The sequence below is a fragment of the Alistipes putredinis DSM 17216 genome, from assembly GCF_000154465.1.
Lineage (GTDB): Bacteria > Bacteroidota > Bacteroidia > Bacteroidales > Rikenellaceae > Alistipes > Alistipes putredinis.
Genome location: NZ_DS499581.1, coordinates 88,734 through 108,726 on the forward strand (window position 1 = coordinate 88,734; position 19,993 = coordinate 108,726).

Annotated in this window: 22 protein-coding genes; 11 read left to right on the plus strand and 11 right to left on the minus strand. The window is 53.3% G+C overall.

The window, feature by feature from the left end; translation table 11 throughout:
• Positions 1-602: 602 nt before the first annotated feature.
• From ALIPUT_RS11370 to purB, 5 genes are all read right to left on the minus strand, one after another.
• Positions 603-1,787, minus strand: a complete 1,185-nt coding sequence (locus ALIPUT_RS11370; protein WP_004330137.1) for a hypothetical protein — start codon at positions 1,785-1,787, stop codon at positions 603-605.
• Complete coding sequence (locus tag ALIPUT_RS11375; RefSeq protein WP_040293989.1) at positions 1,784-2,428, minus strand: ATP-binding cassette domain-containing protein; 645 nt, start codon at positions 2,426-2,428, stop codon at positions 1,784-1,786. Before ALIPUT_RS11375 ends, ALIPUT_RS11370 begins: the two co-directional genes overlap by 4 nt.
• 266 nt (positions 2,429-2,694) lie before the next feature.
• Positions 2,695-4,248, minus strand: a complete 1,554-nt coding sequence (locus ALIPUT_RS11380) for a DUF4836 family protein (protein WP_004330140.1) — start codon at positions 4,246-4,248, stop codon at positions 2,695-2,697.
• 501 nt (positions 4,249-4,749) lie between these two features.
• Positions 4,750-5,187 (minus strand): DoxX family protein, encoded by a 438-nt coding sequence (locus ALIPUT_RS11385; RefSeq protein ID WP_022459796.1) that lies wholly within the window; start codon positions 5,185-5,187, stop codon positions 4,750-4,752.
• Positions 5,188-5,475: 288 nt separating this feature from the next.
• Positions 5,476-6,825 (minus strand): adenylosuccinate lyase, encoded by a 1,350-nt coding sequence (gene purB / locus ALIPUT_RS11390; RefSeq protein WP_004330142.1) that lies wholly within the window; start codon positions 6,823-6,825, stop codon positions 5,476-5,478.
• A gap of 236 nt (positions 6,826-7,061) precedes the next feature.
• Here purB and ALIPUT_RS11395 point away from each other — a divergent pair, with 236 nt between their 5' ends.
• From ALIPUT_RS11395 to gap, 4 genes are all read left to right on the plus strand, one after another.
• A complete protein-coding gene (locus ALIPUT_RS11395; protein WP_004330143.1) occupies positions 7,062-7,475 on the plus strand; it encodes a hypothetical protein in 414 nt (137 codons plus the stop codon).
• 8 nt (positions 7,476-7,483) lie between these two features.
• A complete protein-coding gene (locus ALIPUT_RS11400) occupies positions 7,484-8,227 on the plus strand; it encodes an MlaE family ABC transporter permease (RefSeq protein ID WP_004330144.1) in 744 nt (247 codons plus the stop codon).
• Positions 8,224-8,988: an ABC transporter ATP-binding protein gene (locus ALIPUT_RS11405; protein WP_004330145.1), complete on the plus strand. Its 765-nt coding sequence runs from the start codon at positions 8,224-8,226 to the stop codon at positions 8,986-8,988. Before ALIPUT_RS11400 ends, ALIPUT_RS11405 begins: the two co-directional genes overlap by 4 nt.
• 166 nt (positions 8,989-9,154) lie before the next feature.
• Positions 9,155-10,168: a type I glyceraldehyde-3-phosphate dehydrogenase gene (gene gap / locus ALIPUT_RS11410; protein ID WP_022459792.1), complete on the plus strand. Its 1,014-nt coding sequence runs from the start codon at positions 9,155-9,157 to the stop codon at positions 10,166-10,168.
• Positions 10,169-10,301: 133 nt separating this feature from the next.
• Here the strand turns inward: gap and ALIPUT_RS11415 are convergent, their stop codons facing one another.
• Positions 10,302-10,706, minus strand: a complete 405-nt coding sequence (locus ALIPUT_RS11415) for a hypothetical protein (RefSeq protein ID WP_004330147.1) — start codon at positions 10,704-10,706, stop codon at positions 10,302-10,304.
• A gap of 170 nt (positions 10,707-10,876) precedes the next feature.
• Between ALIPUT_RS11415 and ALIPUT_RS11420 the strand changes: the two genes are divergently transcribed.
• The 6 genes from ALIPUT_RS11420 (at position 10,877) to ALIPUT_RS11450 (ending at position 15,183) form a co-directional block, all read left to right on the plus strand.
• Positions 10,877-11,479 carry a YceD family protein gene (locus tag ALIPUT_RS11420; protein WP_306468990.1) on the plus strand — a complete coding sequence of 201 codons (603 nt, stop codon included), beginning with the start codon at positions 10,877-10,879 and terminating at the stop codon, positions 11,477-11,479.
• 21 nt (positions 11,480-11,500) lie between these two features.
• Positions 11,501-11,686, plus strand: a complete 186-nt coding sequence (rpmF, locus tag ALIPUT_RS11425) for a 50S ribosomal protein L32 (protein ID WP_004330151.1) — start codon at positions 11,501-11,503, stop codon at positions 11,684-11,686.
• 73 nt (positions 11,687-11,759) lie between these two features.
• Complete coding sequence (gene plsX, locus ALIPUT_RS11430; protein ID WP_004330152.1) at positions 11,760-12,710, plus strand: phosphate acyltransferase PlsX; 951 nt, start codon at positions 11,760-11,762, stop codon at positions 12,708-12,710.
• Positions 12,711-12,722: 12 nt separating this feature from the next.
• Positions 12,723-13,727, plus strand: a complete 1,005-nt coding sequence (locus tag ALIPUT_RS11435; protein ID WP_004330153.1) for a beta-ketoacyl-ACP synthase III — start codon at positions 12,723-12,725, stop codon at positions 13,725-13,727.
• 355 nt (positions 13,728-14,082) lie between these two features.
• Entirely contained in the window at positions 14,083-14,604 is a 522-nt protein-coding gene (locus tag ALIPUT_RS11445; protein WP_004330155.1) for a ferritin, read from the plus strand.
• Positions 14,605-14,748: 144 nt separating this feature from the next.
• Positions 14,749-15,183, plus strand: a complete 435-nt coding sequence (locus tag ALIPUT_RS11450; protein WP_004330156.1) for a PepSY-like domain-containing protein — start codon at positions 14,749-14,751, stop codon at positions 15,181-15,183.
• Between the two features lie 83 nt (positions 15,184-15,266).
• Here the strand turns inward: ALIPUT_RS11450 and ALIPUT_RS11455 are convergent, their stop codons facing one another.
• The 4 genes from ALIPUT_RS11455 to ALIPUT_RS11470 form a co-directional block, all read right to left on the minus strand.
• Entirely contained in the window at positions 15,267-15,992 is a 726-nt protein-coding gene (locus ALIPUT_RS11455; protein ID WP_040293980.1) for a DUF5131 family protein, read from the minus strand.
• Positions 15,993-16,399: 407 nt separating this feature from the next.
• Positions 16,400-17,485, minus strand: coding sequence for an AI-2E family transporter (locus ALIPUT_RS11460; protein ID WP_004330159.1), 1,086 nt, complete (start codon positions 17,483-17,485; stop codon positions 16,400-16,402).
• A gap of 79 nt (positions 17,486-17,564) precedes the next feature.
• Complete coding sequence (locus ALIPUT_RS11465; protein WP_004330160.1) at positions 17,565-18,038, minus strand: YqaA family protein; 474 nt, start codon at positions 18,036-18,038, stop codon at positions 17,565-17,567.
• Between the two features lie 254 nt (positions 18,039-18,292).
• Positions 18,293-18,766 carry a GNAT family N-acetyltransferase gene (locus tag ALIPUT_RS11470; RefSeq protein ID WP_004330161.1) on the minus strand — a complete coding sequence of 158 codons (474 nt, stop codon included), beginning with the start codon at positions 18,764-18,766 and terminating at the stop codon, positions 18,293-18,295.
• 48 nt (positions 18,767-18,814) lie between these two features.
• Here ALIPUT_RS11470 and ALIPUT_RS11475 point away from each other — a divergent pair, with 48 nt between their 5' ends.
• Positions 18,815-19,279 (plus strand): hypothetical protein, encoded by a 465-nt coding sequence (locus tag ALIPUT_RS11475; protein WP_004330162.1) that lies wholly within the window; start codon positions 18,815-18,817, stop codon positions 19,277-19,279.
• Between the two features lie 157 nt (positions 19,280-19,436).
• On the opposite strand, the gene tpx is transcribed toward ALIPUT_RS11475, so the two are convergent.
• Positions 19,437-19,940 carry a thiol peroxidase gene (gene tpx / locus ALIPUT_RS11480; RefSeq protein ID WP_004330163.1) on the minus strand — a complete coding sequence of 168 codons (504 nt, stop codon included), beginning with the start codon at positions 19,938-19,940 and terminating at the stop codon, positions 19,437-19,439.
• Positions 19,941-19,993: the final 53 nt, after the last annotated feature.

Here is a 19,993-nt window from a genome sequence, read left to right on the forward strand (position 1 = left end):
ATGGGTAATTCTCCCAAAGCCCTTTGTATAAGGCTCTAACAAGAACTTTCCAGAATTATAAAAAAACTATTCAATCCACAAAACGTAGTCTGGTCTGTGTTTTTTATACGATACCTGCCAAGGAATAATGCAGAACCGAGACATAGACAACAGACAAAAAATATCTATGAAAGTCGTTGATCCAGCAACGGCATACCCCATTTCTCAATTGGCAATACTTCCATATCCGTTAATTCTATCCTCTGCCTCATAAATTCCAACTAGCAGGTCTCCCGCCGAATCCTTGCTCCCATCGGGAAAAAGTATTACTACGCGAACGCACTTCTCCGACCATAATTCGAACAGACATGACCGGAAACTATTTGCACCATTTAAAAGTAGATACTATTTGAATTGACGGACTTCCATAAAGGACCAATTATAAACAGAGAGTGGAACACCCTCAATTTGAAAACAATCGGGAGATTCCAACGTCCCGCTAAAATACACAACAGCAACATTTTCAGGAAAATTATTATCTCCAAACTCTCTTTTCGTAAAACAGAAAGAAAATAGCAACCCAACATTGGAGACAGCTATTTTATCATTATTGCATCACGACGCTACCGCTGTGTCCAAAGTCCGTTCACCTTATGACGGATCACCAGCATATCGATCAACACTACCGCCCCGACCACGAGGATCCCGGCCAGAAGCATTCCCCAGATACCGGGCGCCGCATAATCCTCACCGAGCATTCGTACCATCGGGAGGTATTTCGACCGCACCCAAACGACCACCGGCACGGCGCACGCCAGCACCGACAGGTTCAGCCCCAGCGCCAGCAACTGATAGGGCCGTGCCACCTGCGCAGGCGTATAGCCGAGCATCAACAGGTCTTCGAGCTTCTTCAGGTTCTTTTGCAGCATCAGGAAAATACTCAACAACAGAATGAAGAAGGAGAGTACGGTAATCAACAGCCCCACGCCGACCACCACTCCCGTCGCCATGCGCAGAAAGTAGCTCGCCCGGCCTTCGTCGCCGGCACCTCCTTCGATCTGGTAGCGGTGGAGCGCAAGGTATTCATGGATCCGGTCGTCCGCAGCGTTCCGCACCTCCAGAATGATCCGCGAAGGATCGGCCGCAGGTTTATCGGCGAACCGACGGTTCGACCAGCGGATGAACTCCTCCGGAACGAGGATCGTATTCAGGCGGTTGGAAAAAGCCACGACACGCCCCTTGAGATTTCGGAACTGCCCCCGTCCCGAAAGATCCAGATCGAGGGTAATACCCCGCACGAGATCTTCGCTCACCTGCGGCAATCCGCGCGTCGAAGCGAATCCGAAATTATAAAGATTCAGATAATTGCGAGGCAGAATGATCGGCACGAACTCGCTCCCCTCCTCGAAACCCCACTCGTCGCTCCGGACATCGAGGAAACGGTCGGGTACGCTCTCGAAAAACAGGTAGGTCCGCATGCCGATCCCCGCCAACGAAATCCCGCCCATCACGCTGTAACGTGCCGGCGTAAACTCGCCCAGCGCCTCCGTGAAGGGCTGCTCCGCAAGTTCGGCCAGCTCCGTCTGCGTGAAGGAGGTCTTTCCGATGCCGGCCCCTTCGACCTCTTTGGTAAGAATGATGAAATCGTTGTCCAGGAACGAATCGGGCGCCTGGAGGGCAGGCGTCACATCCCGGTAAAGCTGTACGGCCGTAAGCACGATCGCCACGCCGACCAGATTGGTCACCAGAAAGCCCGCCAACTGCAACACGCTGACGTGCTGACGGAGTAATTGCCAGATCAGTTTCATAGCGAAAAGACTTTATCGTACTCGATCTCGAAACGCTTGCCTACCGAGGTGACGATGACCCCCGTGCCGTTCGTCCGCACCTCTTCCAGAAGAATTCCGGCCATGACCGCAGCATTCCGCTCGTCGAGGTGGCTCATCGGCTCGTCCAGCAACATGAAATCCGCCGGCTGACAAAGCATCCGAATGAAAGCCACGCGCTGCTGCTGCCCGAAGGAGAGTTTCGACACCGAAGTTTCCCGCTTCTCGGCAATACCCAGCGCCTCGAACAACCAGGCAATCTCCGCCTCGGAGCGGCGGCCCGTCAGGTTGTTCTTCAGACGCACATTATCCACGGCGCTCAACTCCGGAAAAAGACGCAGTCCCTGGAACATCATCGCAAGCGAACGGCAGCGCAGGCCGCTCCACTCCCCGACGCTCAACTCGCGAATATCCCGGTCATCGAAAAGAATCGTTCCCGAATAATCGCGCCGGTAGCCGTACAAATAGCCACAAAACGACGACTTTCCCGATCCCGAAGCCGCTTCGACCAGATATACACGTCCCTTGTCGAACGTTACATCCCTCCGCCAAATCTCCGACCCCACGGGCGGATTATCCGCAAAAACATCCGGCAGCACCTGCCGCAATCCGATTTTATCCATCGTCCAATCTCCTTCTTCATTCACCCCGCCGGGCAGGAAGGCGAACCCGCCCACGAGCCGGGAACATTACGACGACTGCGCGGCAGGCGAAATGCCAGCCGCGCAGAGTCGAATGATCGATCCTTTTTCTCCAACATGGGCAGCACGAAACTCGACCGCACTCGCCGTCCACGTCGAACGAAATATCAAAATATCGCCTCGCACAGCCGCCGCTATTCCGGGAAAAACCCGTTAATCCGCAAAACGACTGTCCGGACTCTTCCGACTTAAAACATAGTCGCCGCGAACATCTGGGCAAAGCCCTCGATGGTCTTGTAAAGAACCTCGGCGGCATTCTTATCCTTATCCGTCATATTCAGGACAAGCTCGCCCTGACGCTCCGTACGGCCGGTGATCTCCAGCGTATCGAACAACGAAAGCGCCATGAGCGATGCGGCTGCCGACTGATCGAGCCGGTTCTGTGCGATCAGGCTCTCGATCAGGCTGCGCACGGCCGGGAAATCGACAAACATCGTACCGTAAGAGCCTCGGAACAGTTTGCCGACCTCGGCCTCGTATGCAGAGGTCTGTGCTCCGGTCAGGAATACCAGGGCGTCGGAATCGGTCGTCGCATAGAACGTATTGTCGTTCAAACCGAAATAGATCGTCGTATTGGCATCCGGGCTCAACGCATACTGGCCGGGAGCCATCTCCTGCATCGGCACGGGAATCATCCCTTTGATCGTTTCCATGATCGCCGGATCCTTCAGCTCCGCGATCAGCGAAAGCTCCGGCATCCGGCCGTTGTCCGTCATCCCGTGGAACGACAAAGCGATGTCGCCGTCGATCGCCTCCATGATCGGCTTCACCTGCGGAGCCATGGCGAAGACCATCGAATACATCGGAATTTTCTGAAGCATTTCGTAAGTTCTGGTGCCGTCCATACTGCCCGCGAGCGTCGCTACATTCTCCGCAGGCAGCATCTTCAGAAAATCGCCGTCCATCTTACGCTGAGCCGCCACCATCTCCATATACTGTTTTTCGGCCTCCTTGTCGCTGAAGAGAATCCGCGCCTCGGCCACGATCTTACCCTTCTCGAAATCGACCGGCATCGCCATCGACATCTTGTTCAGGAACTCGAAACCCGACAATCCGGCCGTGCCGATCTGCTCTCCGGCTACCGCCATAACCGAACCGTAATCCATCACGAACTTCATATCGCTGGGACGCTCGATGGCCTGTGCCAGCTGCGAATTGCCCATCAGACTCTCTGTTTTCTTCTGGGCGAAGAGCTTCTTGGCGGCAGCTTTCGCCTGATCATTGTCAACGGGAGCGGTATAGACCAAAAGGGCCGTTTCGTCATAAGCGACGACAGGCATATCCGCGCCCTGCGTATTGGCAAGGAAGGTGATTCCATCCTCTTCGAACGAGGTGAAACCGCTCTTCTGCGAAAGCCAGCCCAGGAAACTATCGAGCTTCTTGCGATCACCCACCTTGAACAAACCGCCGACCGTAGGATTGCCTGTCTGCGACGCATTCTCCATCGTCACGAACATAAACACGTCGCTGCCCACATCCAGCCCCGTTTCCGAAGGATGCGCCAACAAAGAGAGGATGCGTCCGCGCTCCTCTTCGGGCGCATCGGCCAAAGCTTGCTCGGCCATCTTATAATAAACGCTTTGGGTAAAATCGCCGACCTGCGCTTTCCGGGACAGGGATTCGGGATTGATCGAAACGATCACGAAAGAGTCGGCCGGCAGCATCTCGCGGTAATCCTTACCGCCACACGATGCGAGCATCAGCGCCACGAGCGCTATGCAGAAGAAGTAGAGTTTTTTCATATCGGTATTTTTATAATTGTGTTATCAATCCATTAACAATCCGGGATAAACCTATTCTATTACCTTCACGCCGAGACGCAACCGGACCGAATCGAAATCCGCCTGCGGCAAATAGGCTGCAAAGCAATATCCGGGTTTATTTACGCCTTACCGGGGCATACCCCGTGTTTTGATATTACAAATATAAATAAAAAATCAATTCGACAACCGGGTATTCACACAATTATCGACCCCGAACAGATATTTTTCCATTTAACGGGCGCAAGCTGCCCGAACAGCGTCGAACAAACTCGAAACCCCGGACGAACAACGGGTACGAATACAGCGAAAGGCGCCCTGCATCGGCACCTTTCGCCTTCCCGCATCGAATCAAATGGATATTGGCACTTATCGGCAATATGCAGCATCCAACGTGCATTTGCAACAACGGCAGCCTGGCCGCCCGAGATCTTATTGATTAACTAATGATAAAAATTCGGCATCATTGCACCGATTCGGCCGCTATTTCCCGCCGCCGATTTTTTTAGCGATCAAACGGTCCACCGAATAATTTCCGGGACCCGCAATATACATCAAGACGAAAATCGCCAGATAAACCAGTGCCAGCTCTTTCACCGCAAACGGATCTGCGCCGTGAATAACGAAAAATGCAATGCACATGGTAAAGATCATCGGGATCAATGCCAGCCGGTAAAACGCACCGACGATAAATCCCAGAGAACAGATCACTTCGCCGAAGATTGCCAGCGACAGCGAAGCACTGCTGCCGATCCCGAGCGGATCGGGGAACATCGTGGACATCGTATCGAAATTACTCCACTTGGCAATGCCATGCGAAAACAACAGTCCGCCGAAAATCATGCGGGATGCCAACAAAATGCCCGATGCCTTCGCAGAACAACTTTTCGCAGGAAATAAAAATCTCAATACAGTTCTCACAATCAGTCTTTTTTATAATTGAATAGATTATTACAAAGACAATGCAAAAAAATAATTCGGAATCCGCATTGTATCCGAAGATTCCCTTCGAAAAGAAAATTCAGAGAAGGTCATGACTATAATCGCCACGGCAAGCGACAGACAATCGCCTCTCCCGACAACGTTTCGACACACGAAACAGATCCGGGATAAAACCGCACCTCATACAAAGTTGCCAAGATAAAAAAGGAATCCCCGAAAACGAGGACTCCTTGTTATGGTGAATTGATTTCCTTTCCAGCTGAACGGCTATTCGAATACTCCCGTATAGCTTTGCGGAGTGATTGCCCGCAACTCCTGCTTCACACTCTCGGCCACGTCGAGCGATTCGATGAACTCGGCGATCGATTCCCGCGTAATGTGTGCGTTGGTGCGTGTAAGCGCCTTGAGCGCTTCGTAAGGCGAAGGATAACCCGCCCGGCGCAGCACGGTCTGGATACCTTCGGCCACGACCGCCCAGTTGTTTTCCAAATCGCAGTCGAGCGCCTCGCGGTTCAGGAGCAGCTTATTGAGCCCCTTGAGCAGCGACCGCAGGCCGATGAGCGAATGGGCCATCGGCACGCCGACGTTGCGCAACACGGTCGAATCGGTCAGATCGCGCTGCAAACGCGACAAGGGCAGCTTCGAGGCAAGATGTTCGTAAATCGCATTGGCGATACCGAAGTTCCCCTCGGCATTCTCGAAGTCGATCGGATTCACTTTATGAGGCATCGCGCTCGAACCCACCTCGCCGGCCTTGATCCGCTGCTTGAAATACTCCATCGAAATATACATCCACATATCGCGGCAGAGGTCGATCAGCACGGTGTCGATGCGTTTGAGGTTATCGAAAATCGCCGCCAGGTTGTCGTAATGCTCGATCTGGGTCGTATATTGCGAACGCTCCAGCCCCAGGCGGTCGTTCACAAATCCATTGGCAAAAGCCACCCAATCCACCGCAGGATAAGCTACGTGATGCGCGTTGAAATTGCCCGTCGCACCGCCGAACTTGGCAGGCACGGGCAGCGTGCGCAGTTGCGCCAACTGCTTCTCAAGCCGCTCGACGAAGACCAGCATCTCCTTACCCAAACGGGTGGGCGACGCAGGCTGGCCGTGCGTACGGGCCAACATCGGTACGTCGTGCCATTCGCGGGCCATCTCCCGAAGCCGGTCAAGCACCTCGGCCGCTGCGGGGAAGTAAACCTCCGCGAGCGCATCCTTGATAGTCAGCGGAATGGAGGTGTTGTTGATGTCCTGCGAAGTGAGGCCGAAATGCACGAACTCCTTGTAGGCCGAAAGGCCGAGCGCCTCCATCTTCTCCTTCAGAATATATTCGATCGCCTTGACGTCGTGGTTGGTCGTGGCTTCGATCTCCTTGACACGCAGTGCATCCGCCTCCGAGAAATCGAGGTAGAGCGCCCGCAGCGCTTCGAATTTCGACTTTTCGACCCCGGACAGTTCCGGTAGCGGCAACTCGCACAGGGCGATGAAATATTCGACCTCGACCCGAATGCGGTAGCGAATCAGGGCATACTCCGAAAAATAATCGGCCAGTTTCTCCGTTTGATTTCGGTAGCGACCGTCCACGGGAGAAATGGCAGTAAGTTTGTTCAACAACATAATATTCCGATGCAGATTTGATTTTAGGCTTCAAAATTAGCACTTTTAATCGAGAAATCACACCGATTCTCCGGGAATGACCGATTTTTTCTACCTTTATAGAAGGCGGATATCGGTGTTTTCACTACCTTTCGGGAAGACCGGAAGACACTCGACATAAAAAATAAACCCGTTTATTTTATTCTGTCCTCGTTTTCACTACCTTTGCAACACCTTATATCAATGACACTGAATCAATGAATCTACTGATAGCAATCATCGACGGAATCGTCGGCTTCATCCGGCGCAATCCGCTTTTCTGTCTGCTGATCTTCCTGCTGGCGCTCTTTGCCCCTTCGGTATTGGGCGGTATCGCCATGTTCGTTCTCTATGCACTCCTGGGCCTGGTCGTGCTGGCCATTATCCTCCTTCTCTCCTTCCGCTGGAGAATTTACCGCATGCGGAAAGACTTAGAAGATCAATTCGGCGGTCAGGGCTTCGGTCCCGGAGGATCCGGCGGTCCTGCCGGCAATGCCCGCGAAGGCGAAATCCATATCCGCAAAACGAAAGGTGCCGGTGAAAAACGCGTCCGCAAGGACGTGGGCGACTACATCGAATTCGAAGAAGTCCCCGCAACAGAAACCGACAAAAACGACCCGGACAAGCAGTAAAAAACGTTATGCTGAAAATCTTCGAACTGATCGGCCGTTACTTTATCCTGATGGGCAAGGTCTTCTCCCGGCCGGAGAAGCGGGCGATCTACCGTCGTCGCATCATCTATGAAATGGAGTCGCTGGGATTGAACTCGATCGGCCTGACGGCGATCATCTCCGTTTTCATCGGTGCGGTCATCACGCTCCAGATGTCGATCAACCTCGAATCGCCGTTCATCCCCAAATACATCATCGGCTACGCCACGCGCGAGACGATGATCCTCGAGTTCTCCTCGACGGTCGTAGCCCTGATCCTGGCCGGCAAGGTAGGGTCGAGCATCGCCTCCGAAATCGGCACGATGCGCATTACCGAACAGATCGACGCCCTGGAAATCATGGGTGTCAATTCGGCGTCGTACCTGATCCTGCCGAAGATCGTCGCAACCGTGCTTTTCTTCCCCTTCCTGGCGATCCTGAGTATCCTGATCGGTATTGCAGGCGGCTACCTGATTTCAGCGCTGACGGGCATCATGATTCCCGACGACTACGTGCAGGGCCTGCTATACGACTTCCGACCCTACTCGATCACCTACACACTTATCAAGATGGCCGTTTTCGCCTTCATCATCACCTCGATTTCGGCCTTCTACGGCTACTACGCCAAGGGCAACTCGCTCGAAGTGGGGGCCGCCTCGACCAAGGCGGTCGTGGCCAGCTCGATCGTCATCATGATCTTCAACTTGATTCTCACCCAAATCCTGCTTATATGATCAAGGCAGACCATATCTCGAAATCCTTCGACGGACGCGTCGTTCTCGACGACGTCAGCGTCGAATTCGACACCGGCACGACCAACCTGGTGATCGGCAAGAGCGGCTCGGGCAAGACGGTGCTGCTCAAATGTCTGGTGGGCCTGCACGAAGTCGATTCCGGCAGTATCTGGTACGACGACATCGACTTCACGGCCCTCGGATTCAAGGAGCGAAAGGCGATCCGCCGCGATATCGGCATGCTCTTCCAGGGCGGTGCGCTGCTCGACTCCTCGACCGTCGAGGAGAACGTCAAGCTTCCGCTCGACCTCTTCACCGAGCAAAGCGAAAAGGAGAAGATGGAACGGGTCAATTTCTGCCTCCAGCGCGTGCGGCTCAACGGAGCCAATCACCTCTACCCCGCAGAACTGTCGGGCGGTATGATCAAGCGTGCGGCTATCGCCCGGGCCATCGTACTGAATCCCAAATACCTCTTCTGCGACGAACCCAACTCGGGCCTCGACCCCCAGACTTCGATCGTGATCGACAACCTGATCCACGAGATCACCCAGGAATACGGCATCACCACGATCATCAACACCCACGATATGAATTCGGTCATGGAGATCGGCGAGAAGATCGTCTATATCCACGAAGGACGCAAGTGGTGGGAAGGAACCAAAGAGGAAATTCTGCACGCCCGCAACAGAGAGCTGAACGATTTCGTCTTCGCTTCGGCCATGGCCAAACGAGCCAAACAGATGACTCCCGACGGAGAATAACGAACTGATACGCCTGACGATCGGAAGGCCGGAAAGTTTTCCGGCCTTCCGCCGTATTCTGGCGAAATATTTGCGAGTATATTTGTTTATAAAGGATAAAGTGTATAATTTTGTTCTTCCGAAAGGGAAAATCGACAACGAATATTTACCTAAAATAAAATACGTCATGTCAAAGATCAAAGTTGGTATCAACGGTTTCGGTCGCATCGGCCGGTTGGTATTCCGGGCTGCCTGCACCCACGCAGACACTATCGAAGTAGTAGGCATCAACGACCTCATTCCGGTCGATTATATGGCCTACATGCTCAAATACGACTCGGTACACGGTCGTTTCGACGGTACGGTCGAGGTAAAGGGCGACAAGCTGGTGGTTAACGGACACGAGATCCGCGTAACCGCAGAGAAAGATCCCGCGAACCTCAAGTGGAACGAAGTAGGCGCAGAATACATCGTTGAATCGACCGGTCTGTTCCTGACCCGCGAAAAGTCGGAGGCCCACCTGAAGGCCGGCGCCAAATACGTCGTTATGTCGGCCCCCTCGAAAGACGATACCCCGATGTTCGTATGCGGCGTGAACGCCGATACCTACGCAGGCCAGGATATCGTATCGAACGCATCGTGCACGACCAACTGCCTGGCTCCGCTGGCCAAGGTCATCAACGACAAGTTCGGCATCATCGAAGGTCTGATGACTACCGTACATGCGACTACCGCTACGCAGAAGACCGTAGATGGTCCTTCGATGAAGGACTGGCGCGGCGGCCGTGCGTCGATCGGCAACATCATCCCCTCTTCGACGGGTGCAGCCAAGGCCGTAGGCAAGGTAATCCCCGCGCTGGCAGGCAAACTGACCGGTATGTCGTTCCGCGTTCCGACGCTCGACGTTTCGGTAGTCGATCTGACCGTGCGTTTGGAAAAGGCAGCGACTTACGACGAGGTGAAAGCCGCCGTTAAACACGCTTCGGAAAACGAACTCAAGGGTATCCTGGGTTACACCGAGGACGACGTGGTTTCGACCGATTTCACGAGCGACCCCCGTACGTCGATCTTCGATGCCAAGGCCGGTATCGCCCTGAACGATCGCTTTATGAAACTCGTTTCGTGGTACGACAACGAATGGGGCTATTCGAACAAGATCATTATGCTGATCGGTAAGATGGCCGCATACAACAACAAATAATCCCTCGTTACACGGATAAAAAGAGGTTCTCCAAAATTTTGGAGAACCTCTTTTATTACGATCGCAACAGGTTCAGAACGGAGGTCGGAAAATTGGGGCCATAGACGCATCGACCTACGGCCGCAGGCCCGCATCACGGCCGCGACACCTTGAGCTCGATCGACGCCCCTCCCCACTGGTTGATGGAATACTCCTTATCGAGCACGGTCCGGTCGCCATAGCGAATCCGCACCTGCAACGGGAACGGAGGATGTCCCCCGATTTCGTTGTCGCGGGGCAGCGTATGAGGGATCACATAAATATAGAGCACGATACGCTCGCACGGAACGGTTTCGAGCGTAAGACTGCGATGCAGGTCCAACCCCTCCGGCGGTGCCTCCAGATTGCTCCCCATCTCAGCCACCCGGCTCTCGGCCGAGGCAAAGCCGATCCGGTTACCCGAGGCATCGAACGCCCCGCACATCAGCGCGGCATTGTAACGCCACCACTGGTCGAAGCCACTCCGGATTTCGACCGTAAATTTTTCAACGGATTTCATCACAGGACAAATATAACTTTTTTATCGCTATGTCCCACACATCCGGGCAACAATCTCTCCTGGATACACCGCCGGCAGACGGCACTCGGAATCATTCCGGCACACGTCCCTGCGGGGAGAGTCGCTAAAACCGGCGAAACCTTTGGTACTTTTCCGTTTTTTTCATAACTTTGCAGACTGGAAGTATCGAAATGAACGCCGCACGAAAATATTCCATCGCCTGGAAAGGCCTCTCGGAGGGAGAACATACGTTCGACTTCGAAGCGGGCGACGACCTGTTCCGGCTTTTCGAAAACACCGAAATCAAAGGCGGGCACTGCGACGTGAAGGTGAATCTTTTACGGGCGGCACGTCAGCTTCGCCTCGAGATTTCGATCCGGGGCAGCGTAGTGGTGGAGTGCGATCGCTGTCTGGGCGATTGTTCCGTTCCGATCGATTACGAAGGAGAATTGCTGGTGAAATTCTCCGACGAAGTCCGCGAATACGACGGAGATACCTTGTGGCTCTCACCCTCGGAAGATTTCGTGGATCTGACGCAATATATTTACGAAAGCATCGTCCTTTCTCTGCCCTATCAGCGGGTGCACCCCGACGGGGAGTGCGATCCGGATATGTTGGGACGCTTCCGCATCGTTTCCGAGCAGGAGTTCGAAACGATCGAGAACGAAACGCAACAGCGGGAAAGAGAGGCCTCGGGCTCCGGACAATGGACCGAACAACTGTCCGCCATCAAACAACAGATGGAGCAGGAAGAAAAAGACAAGAAACATTAAACTAATAATTGATAATACAAAATGGCACATCCTAAACACAAAATCTCGTCAACCCGCCGCGACAAGCGTAGAACTCACTACAAAGCAGTCGTTCCCACGGTCGTAACCTGCTCGAACTGCGGCGCATCGGTACTCTACCACCGGGTATGCCCCGAATGCGGCTTCTATCGCGGCAAGCTGGCTATCGAGAAGAAAGCGGCGGAATAATCTCCGCCGCCGGGTCCCTTTCGGATTTTCAGCCGAAAGAGCGTAATCTATTTTACTAACCAAATCTCAGATTATGTTAAAGATTGGTGTAGATGCCATGGGAGGCGATTTCGCCCCGGAGGCAGCAGTCAAAGGCGCCGTAATGGCCGTCGATGCAATCGGCGACGAATGCCGGATCGTACTCTTCGGCGACGAGGATCGGATTCGGGCAGTCCTGAAAGCGGAAAACTGTGCGGCGGACCGGTTCGATATCGTACATACGACCGAAGTGATCGAAATGGGCGACCATCCGGCCAAAGCCTTCCAGCAAAAGACCAATTCAAGCATCGTCGTCGGGTTCGGTTATCTGGCCAAAGGACTCATCAACGGCTTCGCCAGCGCCGGCAGCACCGGAGCGATGATGGTGGGTTCGATGCAGGCCGTCAAGCCGATCGAAGGCGTGATACGTCCCACGATCTCCACGGTCGCTCCGACCGTCACGGGCGGGAAAGTCCTGCTGCTCGACGTAGGTCTGAACGTCGATTGCAAGCCCGAAGTATTGGCTCAATACGGCATTATCGGTTCGATTTACGCCCAGGCTATGCTCGGGATCCGGAATCCCCGGGTCGCGGTACTGAATATCGGAGAGGAAGAAACCAAAGGCAACGCCCAAAGCAAGGCGGCCTATGAACTGATGAAAGAATCCGAAGAGTTCAACTTCGTCGGCAACGTCGAAGGTTCTCACCTCTTCTCGGGGCAGGTAGCCGACGTGATCGTCTGCGACGGTTTTGTCGGCAATACGCTGCTGAAAACCGTAGAGGGGCTTTTCCGGATCAACAAAGCGCTTAAAATCCCCGAAACTCCGTTCTGGAGGGATATGAACTACGAATACGTGGGCGGCACGCCGGTACTCGGTGTCAACGCCCCGGTAGTCATCGGACACGGATGTTCTTCGGCGCTGGCAATCAAAAATATGATTCTTACGACCGAACGTTGCGCCCAAACCGGCGTGACCGCGAAGTTGCAGAATGCTTTCAAAAACTAAACCGCTCCCCGAATGAAGAAAATTACAGCGGCAATTACAGGTGTAGGGGCCTACCTGCCTGATTATCTGCTTACCAACGACGAATTAAGCCGAATGGTGGACACTTCCGACGAGTGGATCATGACACGCATCGGCATCAAAACCCGCCATATCCTCAAGGGAGAGGGGTTGGGTACATCTTATATGGGCGCACGCGCCATCAAAGACCTGCTGGAAAAAACCGGGGTTAATCCGCTGGAGATCGACATCGTGATCTGCGCCACGGTTACCCCGGATATGTTTTTCCCCTCGACGGGCAATCTGATCGCCGACCAGACCGGTTGTAAAAACGCTTTCGCCTACGACATTTCCGCTGCATGCAGCGGCTTCCTGTTCGCCCTGACGACAGGGTCCCAGTTCATCGAAACGGGCTATGCCAAAAAAGTAATCGTCGTCGGCGCCGACAAGATGTCCTCGATCGTCGATTACAAGGACCGCAACACTTGTCCGATTTTCGGCGACGGCGCAGCGGCCGTATTGCTGGAACCCAACAAAGAAGGTTACGGCGTCATCGATGCGATCCTCCATTCGGACGGTTCGGGCGAACAACACCTCTATATGAAAGCAGGCGGCTCGCGCTATCCCGCTTCCGAAGAAACCGTGCGCAACAACTGGCACACGATCACCCAGGACGGGCCAGCCGTTTTCAAGGCAGCCGTATCGAACATGGCCAACGTATCGGAGGAGATGATGCAACGCCACCATCTGACCGCCCAGGACATCCGCTATCTGGTACCCCATCAGGCCAACTTGCGTATCATCGACGCGACGGCCAAACGTATGGGATTGGGACGCGAGAAATGTATGATCAATATCGACCGCAACGGTAACACGACCGCAGCGACGATTCCGCTTTGCCTGTATGAATACGAAGCGGCTCTCTGCAAAGGGGACAACCTGATTCTGGCGTCGTTCGGCGGCGGATATACGTGGGGTTCCATCTATGTAAAATGGGCTTACGACGGCGAAAACTGCTAATTTTTCAAACAAAATACTTTCAAACGATGCCCGACTTTAGTCGGGCATCGTTTATTGTTTTCCCCTATGTCGAGATCAAATAATCGTATAAAAAAATCTGCACGAAATAGACGTTATTTGCTTATATTTGCATAAAGTAAAAGCCTCCGGGCGATGGCCGGTTCCGCCTCGTTTTAGACTTGCACTATTTTTGCAGGGTAAAGCGATTGACGAAGCAACGACAAAACCGGAGTCCGGGACTCTCCGACCGAAAAAGAGAAATGTTTCGCTCGACATTTTCGACGAACGACAGCTGCGGAAGAGTTCGCGGAAAATAACGGAAAAACAGGAAATTTAACAATTTAACAAAATAGTTATGATCAGCAAGAAACTACAAGACGCACTCAATGCGCAAATCAATGCCGAAATGTGGTCGGCATATCTCTATCTGTCTATGTCGGTCGAGGCGGAATCGAAAGGCCTCAAAGGTTTCGGCAACTGGTTCTTTATCCAATTCCGCGAGGAACAGGATCACGCCCGCATTCTGATGAACTATCTGCTCGCACGCGGCGGACAGGTTCTGCTGGCTCCGATCGCCGAAGTGAGAACATCGTGGGGAAGCCAGCTCGAGGCTTTCGAAGATACGCTGGCTCATGAAAAGAAGGTTACGGCAATGATCAACAACCTGTACGACATGGCTGTTACAGAGAAAGACCATGCAACGGCAAGTATGCTCAAATGGTTCATCGACGAACAGGTCGAGGAAGAAGAGAGCGCCACGACAATCATCGACTCGCTCAAGCTCGTTTCAGGAGATAAGATGGGTGTATTCATGCTCGACAAGGAGCTGGCGACTCGCACTTATACGCAGGCAGCGCCCCTGGCCGGCAAGGAGTAATCGCATTCATCCCCAAGAAAAGAGGATTGCTGAAAATTCAGCGATCCTCTTTTTTATGAAACCGCCGGTCTGCATCAAAAACGAAATTTATAATTAGGCCTCAATTTTGCAAGGATAAACAATACAACTTTAATTGTAAAAAATATGAAAAAAATCGTAGTATTGTTCGTCAGTATGTTGGTACTGGCCACAACAGCCTCGGCCGGCAACGATAAACCGATCCAAGTTTCGCAACTGCCCCAGACAGCACAGCAGTTCATCAAGAAATATTTCGGGGATCGAAAAGTGGCTTTTGCCAAAGAAGAATCCGATTTTCGGAAAAGCTATGAAATCGCGTTCAAAAACGGCGACAAGATCGAGTTCGACCGCAAGGGCGAGTGGACCGACATCGATTGCAAGTACAGCGCCGTTCCGACCGGAATCATCCCTGCACCGATCGCCAAGTACGTCGCCGACAACTATCCCGACAACAAGATCGTACAGATCGAAAGAGATACACGCAGCACCGAGGTAAAACTCGACAACAGAATGGAGATCAAGTTCGACAAACAGCATCGCGTGATCGAAATGGATTTTTAACCTCCCACAGGGAAAATGCCATTTCCTAAATTTAATCCGGCACTGCTGACAGTGTCGGATTTTTTATGCAAGTGCACATAACATCACCCTCCTACCTTAAAATCGATCCCGGCTTTCCGAGCCTGCGTATGCTGAAACTGCCGCCGAATCCGGTACAGACGTCCGTCCTTGAGCAGACGCGCCCCGGTCTGGTGAAAGCAAAAGGAAACATCGTGTTCCGCACACTGATCCCGCAGGGAGAGCACCCAGGCATAATCGCAAACACGCGCTTCGGGACCCGACTCGCCGCCGACAGATACCTGTTCGATTTCCGGTCCGAGATACGGGGCCAAATCTATGGGACCTATCAGCGGGGCGCAAACGATAATCTTGTGACGAATCGGCAACTTCTGGAAAATCGGCAGCCGATAATCGGCCATCCGCTGATTCTCCACCGTGCAACCGATCGTCACATGCTCGTACCCTGCACCCCAGTCCCCGGGCAGACACTCGGACAACCGGTCGATACGCTTGGTAAAAAACATAAAATGCAGGTCCCGCCGCAAACGGATCATCTCCCATGCCTCACGGCGCCAGACATCGGCCTCGGCAAGCAGAAAGTCCGATGTAAAACAGGTAAACACCATCTCCCCGGCCGGAATTTTCCACCGGCCGTCCCGACTTCGGCGCACGGGGAGGCTGAAGGCCGTCGTTTTCACAACGTGCCCGCCGTCCTTTTGCCAGGCAGCATCCTGGCGATAAACATAACACTCCCGGCAACCTTCGCTCACACGCTGACACCCGTGCCAAGGATTCCACGATACGGACATATGAATCACACCTCGGTTTCAAGTAAAACACGCATACCCGGCCAAATCCTCATACGGACAACCTCCGTTTGCAACTCCCCCGCTCCAAATCGGCCGGCCGCAGCCAACGACCGCTCCCGCAACAACAATAATCCGAAAAACAGAGGCTTCGTCACACGATTATTCCCTCCCCGTCCTTTAACAAGAATCGCAGCAAACCGAGTATCCTGTCATTCCCCGAAAAAGATCGGGCCGACAACCTCGGTCCCGCCTTCGCCGTAACGGGCAAACAATACGCAGGCATTTCCCCCGTCCGTAGTTCCAACCGGCAATTCGGATTCGCAAACGACTGCAACCCGCGAAACAGCCTGCGCCGGGAGCGATGCCGCTGCGATTTCTGCACATACAGCGATAGAACTGCCGGAAATTCATTCCCTGCCGGATTCCGACGAACGTTCCGCAGGCGAGGCAAGTACTTCGTTCATCGGAGCTTCATCGAGATAGCGCCGTTTGAAAAGATCCGCACAGAAAATAAAGATGGAGAGAAGCACCGGACCGAAGATTACCCCCATGAAACCGAAAAGCGACAAGCCGATAATCACGCCGAAAATCGTCACCAGAGGATGCGTGTCGGCCATCCGTTTCTGCAGGACGAAGCGGGCCAGGTTATCGACCTGCGTAATGACCACCACCCCATACGCCAAAAGCCCGACGGCTGCGCCCCAATGCCCGATCAGCCCCAGGTAAGCCGCCAAAGGCAGCCATACGAGCGCCGTTCCGAGCAGCGGAACGATCGTAGCGACACAAGTTACTACGCCCCAAAACAGCGCCCACGGCACACCGCACAACCAATAGCCGACCAGAGCGACCGCCCCCTGTATGACCGCGAGCAAGGGAATGCCGATTGCATTCGAACGGACGATCATCACCACTTCGCGCGTAAACTCCTGAGTAACCGTCCGGTTAAAAGGGATGAACTTGCGTAGATAGCTCTCCATCTCCCGACCGCCGATCAACATAAAATAGAGAACGAACAGCAGCACCACCACATTGACCGCAAAGCTGCCGATGCTCTGCAATACCCACTGCCCGGCCCGAGGCAGCAGCTCCACCAGTTTGGCGATATTATCCCCGTCCAGCAAGTTATAGCCGATCCGCTCTCGAATCAGCTCCGCCAGGTTCCGAATGGGCTGAATAACAGTCGAGGGATCGAGGGTCACATCCTGCAATTTAGCGACAAGCAACCACACGAGCAGAGACAGCGGAATCAGAAAACAGACGATGGCTTCACCGATCAGCAGCGAAGCGGCCAGGCTACGCCGCAATTTATGGCGGATCGTCAGCGCCCGCATCTGCCCGCGCAGCAGTACATAAATCGTAAGGGCTCCCAACAGGCCGCCCAGAAAGGGAATCAGTTCTACAAAAATAACCGTACCCAGCCCCAGAAGAATGACATAGAGCGAATAGCGCCAATATTTCTCCCGGATATTTTGTTTTTGGATTCTTTGATTCATAACCAAGTCTATCTATTCTCGACGCAACAAGATATATGCCGTTCGCCGTGCCGCACGCAAGTTCCGGCAGCCGACAGCCTCAAAACCACGAAAGCACTCCCTGCAAAGCAGCCACAATCGCCACGTAACGGAGCAATTTGCCGACGAACATCGCAACGGCCGTAATCCAGACATTGCTGCGCATCAGGCCGAGTACGATGGCGACGGCTTCGCCGACATAGGGCAGAAAGGTGAAAAAAGCGAACAAGGCCCCTTTCCCTTCGAGAAAACGGGAAACCCGGTCGATTTTCGCCGGCTCGACCCGCAGGTAACGGGTAATCCAGTCCCGCTTGCCCAAATGCCCGATCCAATAGCAGGTCATACCGCCGAGCGTATTCCCCGAAGCGGCAGCGAACAGACAGAGCAAAGGGTCGAGCCCCATCCGCACCAGAATCACCAGCACGACCTCGGAACTGAACGGCAGGATACTCCCGGCGACGAAAGCCGAGAGAAAAAGACCGACATAACCCCAGTCGGTAAAAAATTGCGTCAGCGAAGCGATAAATTCTTCCATGCCTTCGGATTCCACCCGTTACCGAACCGATTTCGGATCGAAAAATAAAAATGTTTCGCCCGCCCCTATCGTTTTTCTTTCCGCACACGATTCCAAAATTTTTCGCTTGGTATGTTTTATGCACATACGAAAGATGGTTAATAACGAGTTAAAAAATAAAAAGTGGTATTATTTCCCGTCGCGCAGGCTCGCAGTCGCTTTGTCGTTACAAGGCTGGCGAAAAGCAGGTGCGACGGTTTTTTTCACCGCAGGCTTCACGCTTCTCGCCCATGTTCCCGATCCAGGCGAATCAGCATTTTCTTATGCGGAATGCCCGCTTCCAGGTATTCGTCCGATACGACCTCGAATCCGAATGATTCGTAAAAGGGTATCAAATAGCTTTGGGCCGAAATGCGGATCGCTTCCGCCCGCCACTCCCGAACCATGTAGCCGATAGCTCGGCTCACCATCTCCCGGCATATTCCCCGACGGCGGTACGTTCGGGCAACGCAAACGCGTCCGATCGACGGTTCGGCATAAGCAATCCCACGCGGAATCATCCGCAGAAATCCGACCGTCTGCCCCTCACACTCGGCCCACAGGAAGAGAGAAAAGGGATCCTTCTCATCGGCATCGAGCGTCGTGACATGCTGCTCGAGGTAGAAGACCCGTTCGCGCAGCGAAGCTGCCGCATGCAGCTCCCCCACCGAAAGTTCCGCAAAAGGTTTTATGTGATAAACAATCTCCATATCGTGTAAAAACAGCCGCTATCGAAGACAAAAATACAAATAAGCCGAATGCAAAAGCAAATTTATTTGCATTTTGCCGAGGCGAAGTATCTAAGACGAAGTCAAAATACGAAAAAGCCGGGGCAAACACAACCGGAATCCGATTTTATCCAGGCGAAGTCAAAGATAGTGAAAGGCGAGAGAAAACGGGAACTTGTTCCCTGTTTTCCGAGGCGCATCCTATCTAAGACTATGTCAAAGATAGGAAAAGAAGAGAGGAATCGTGCGGGCTTGCACGCACAGATTGCCGAACCGCATCCTATCTTCTGCAAAGATACGGATAAGCGAGGGCAAAGCGCCCCCATTCGTATCTTACCGAACGAAAGTATCTTAGGCTTCGTCCAAGATGCGAACGAACCGAACGCAAAAGCAAATAAATTTGTGTTTTGCCGGAACAAAATATCCACAACAAAATTAAAGATACGAAAAGCGGCAAGCCCCTATGGAAATAAACGACGACGTCCCGCCACATAGTGACGGGACGCTGTTCCAAGAAGTCGGACCAAAGCACCTGTTCAAGTCTTGCGTGAATCCGGAGGTGCGATCTGTCCACGACAGAAAGACTTCCGCGACAAAGCGCGACGCAGAAAAATCCGCTACAGCCGGCTTCCTTCGATTTTCAGCCTCGCGGCTATCTCTTCACCGCAGCGAGCGCCTTGTCATAATCGGGCTCCTGCGTGATCTCGGGCACCAATTCGGTATAGACGACTTTGCCGTCCCCGTCGATGACCACCACCGAACGAGCCAGCAACCCTTTCAACGGGCCGTCGGTCATCAGCACGCCGTAGCTCTCATCGAACGAGGTTTTCCGGAAATCCGACACGGGAACGACATTCTCGATTCCCTCGACCGTGCAAAAACGCGCATGAGCGAAAGGCAGGTCTTTCGAAACGGCCAGCACGACCGTTCCCGGCAGCTCCGCCGCGAGTTTGTTGAACTTACGCACCGACGCGGCGCAAACGCCCGTATCGAGGCTCGGAAAAATATTCAGGATCACCTGCTTTCCACGCAAATCCTTCAGAGAAAGGGTGGAAAGATCGGTCTTGACCAATTCGAAATCGGGAGCCGCAGCTCCTGCCTTGACAAATTCACCGGCAATCTGCACCGGCTGTCCTTTGAACTTCGTTATCGACATATCGTTGTTTCTTTTTAATTATTAAACCAAACCCGGCGAAATCTTCATCCGCC

What these genes read in the sequence shown, in the direction of transcription:
- ALIPUT_RS11370 (WP_004330137.1), bottom strand. Translation starts at nt 1,787, where the DNA reads ATGAAACTGATCTGGCAATTACTCCGTCAGCACGTCAGCGTGTTGCAG.
- ALIPUT_RS11375 (WP_040293989.1), bottom strand. Translation starts at nt 2,428, where the DNA reads ATGGATAAAATCGGATTGCGGCAGGTGCTGCCGGATGTTTTTGCGGAT.
- ALIPUT_RS11380 (WP_004330140.1), bottom strand. Translation starts at nt 4,248, where the DNA reads ATGAAAAAACTCTACTTCTTCTGCATAGCGCTCGTGGCGCTGATGCTC.
- purB (WP_004330142.1), bottom strand. Translation starts at nt 6,825, where the DNA reads ATGTTGTTGAACAAACTTACTGCCATTTCTCCCGTGGACGGTCGCTAC.
- ALIPUT_RS11395 (WP_004330143.1), top strand. Translation starts at nt 7,062, where the DNA reads ATGAATCTACTGATAGCAATCATCGACGGAATCGTCGGCTTCATCCGG.
- ALIPUT_RS11400 (WP_004330144.1), top strand. Translation starts at nt 7,484, where the DNA reads ATGCTGAAAATCTTCGAACTGATCGGCCGTTACTTTATCCTGATGGGC.
- ALIPUT_RS11405 (WP_004330145.1), top strand. Translation starts at nt 8,224, where the DNA reads ATGATCAAGGCAGACCATATCTCGAAATCCTTCGACGGACGCGTCGTT.
- gap (WP_022459792.1), top strand. Translation starts at nt 9,155, where the DNA reads ATGTCAAAGATCAAAGTTGGTATCAACGGTTTCGGTCGCATCGGCCGG.
- ALIPUT_RS11415 (WP_004330147.1), bottom strand. Translation starts at nt 10,706, where the DNA reads ATGAAATCCGTTGAAAAATTTACGGTCGAAATCCGGAGTGGCTTCGAC.
- rpmF (WP_004330151.1), top strand. Translation starts at nt 11,501, where the DNA reads ATGGCACATCCTAAACACAAAATCTCGTCAACCCGCCGCGACAAGCGT.
- plsX (WP_004330152.1), top strand. Translation starts at nt 11,760, where the DNA reads ATGTTAAAGATTGGTGTAGATGCCATGGGAGGCGATTTCGCCCCGGAG.
- ALIPUT_RS11435 (WP_004330153.1), top strand. Translation starts at nt 12,723, where the DNA reads ATGAAGAAAATTACAGCGGCAATTACAGGTGTAGGGGCCTACCTGCCT.
- ALIPUT_RS11445 (WP_004330155.1), top strand. Translation starts at nt 14,083, where the DNA reads ATGATCAGCAAGAAACTACAAGACGCACTCAATGCGCAAATCAATGCC.
- ALIPUT_RS11450 (WP_004330156.1), top strand. Translation starts at nt 14,749, where the DNA reads ATGAAAAAAATCGTAGTATTGTTCGTCAGTATGTTGGTACTGGCCACA.
- ALIPUT_RS11455 (WP_040293980.1), bottom strand. Translation starts at nt 15,992, where the DNA reads ATGTCCGTATCGTGGAATCCTTGGCACGGGTGTCAGCGTGTGAGCGAA.
- ALIPUT_RS11460 (WP_004330159.1), bottom strand. Translation starts at nt 17,485, where the DNA reads ATGAATCAAAGAATCCAAAAACAAAATATCCGGGAGAAATATTGGCGC.
- ALIPUT_RS11465 (WP_004330160.1), bottom strand. Translation starts at nt 18,038, where the DNA reads ATGGAAGAATTTATCGCTTCGCTGACGCAATTTTTTACCGACTGGGGT.
- ALIPUT_RS11470 (WP_004330161.1), bottom strand. Translation starts at nt 18,766, where the DNA reads ATGGAGATTGTTTATCACATAAAACCTTTTGCGGAACTTTCGGTGGGG.
- ALIPUT_RS11475 (WP_004330162.1), top strand. Translation starts at nt 18,815, where the DNA reads ATGCAAAAGCAAATTTATTTGCATTTTGCCGAGGCGAAGTATCTAAGA.
- tpx (WP_004330163.1), bottom strand. Translation starts at nt 19,940, where the DNA reads ATGTCGATAACGAAGTTCAAAGGACAGCCGGTGCAGATTGCCGGTGAA.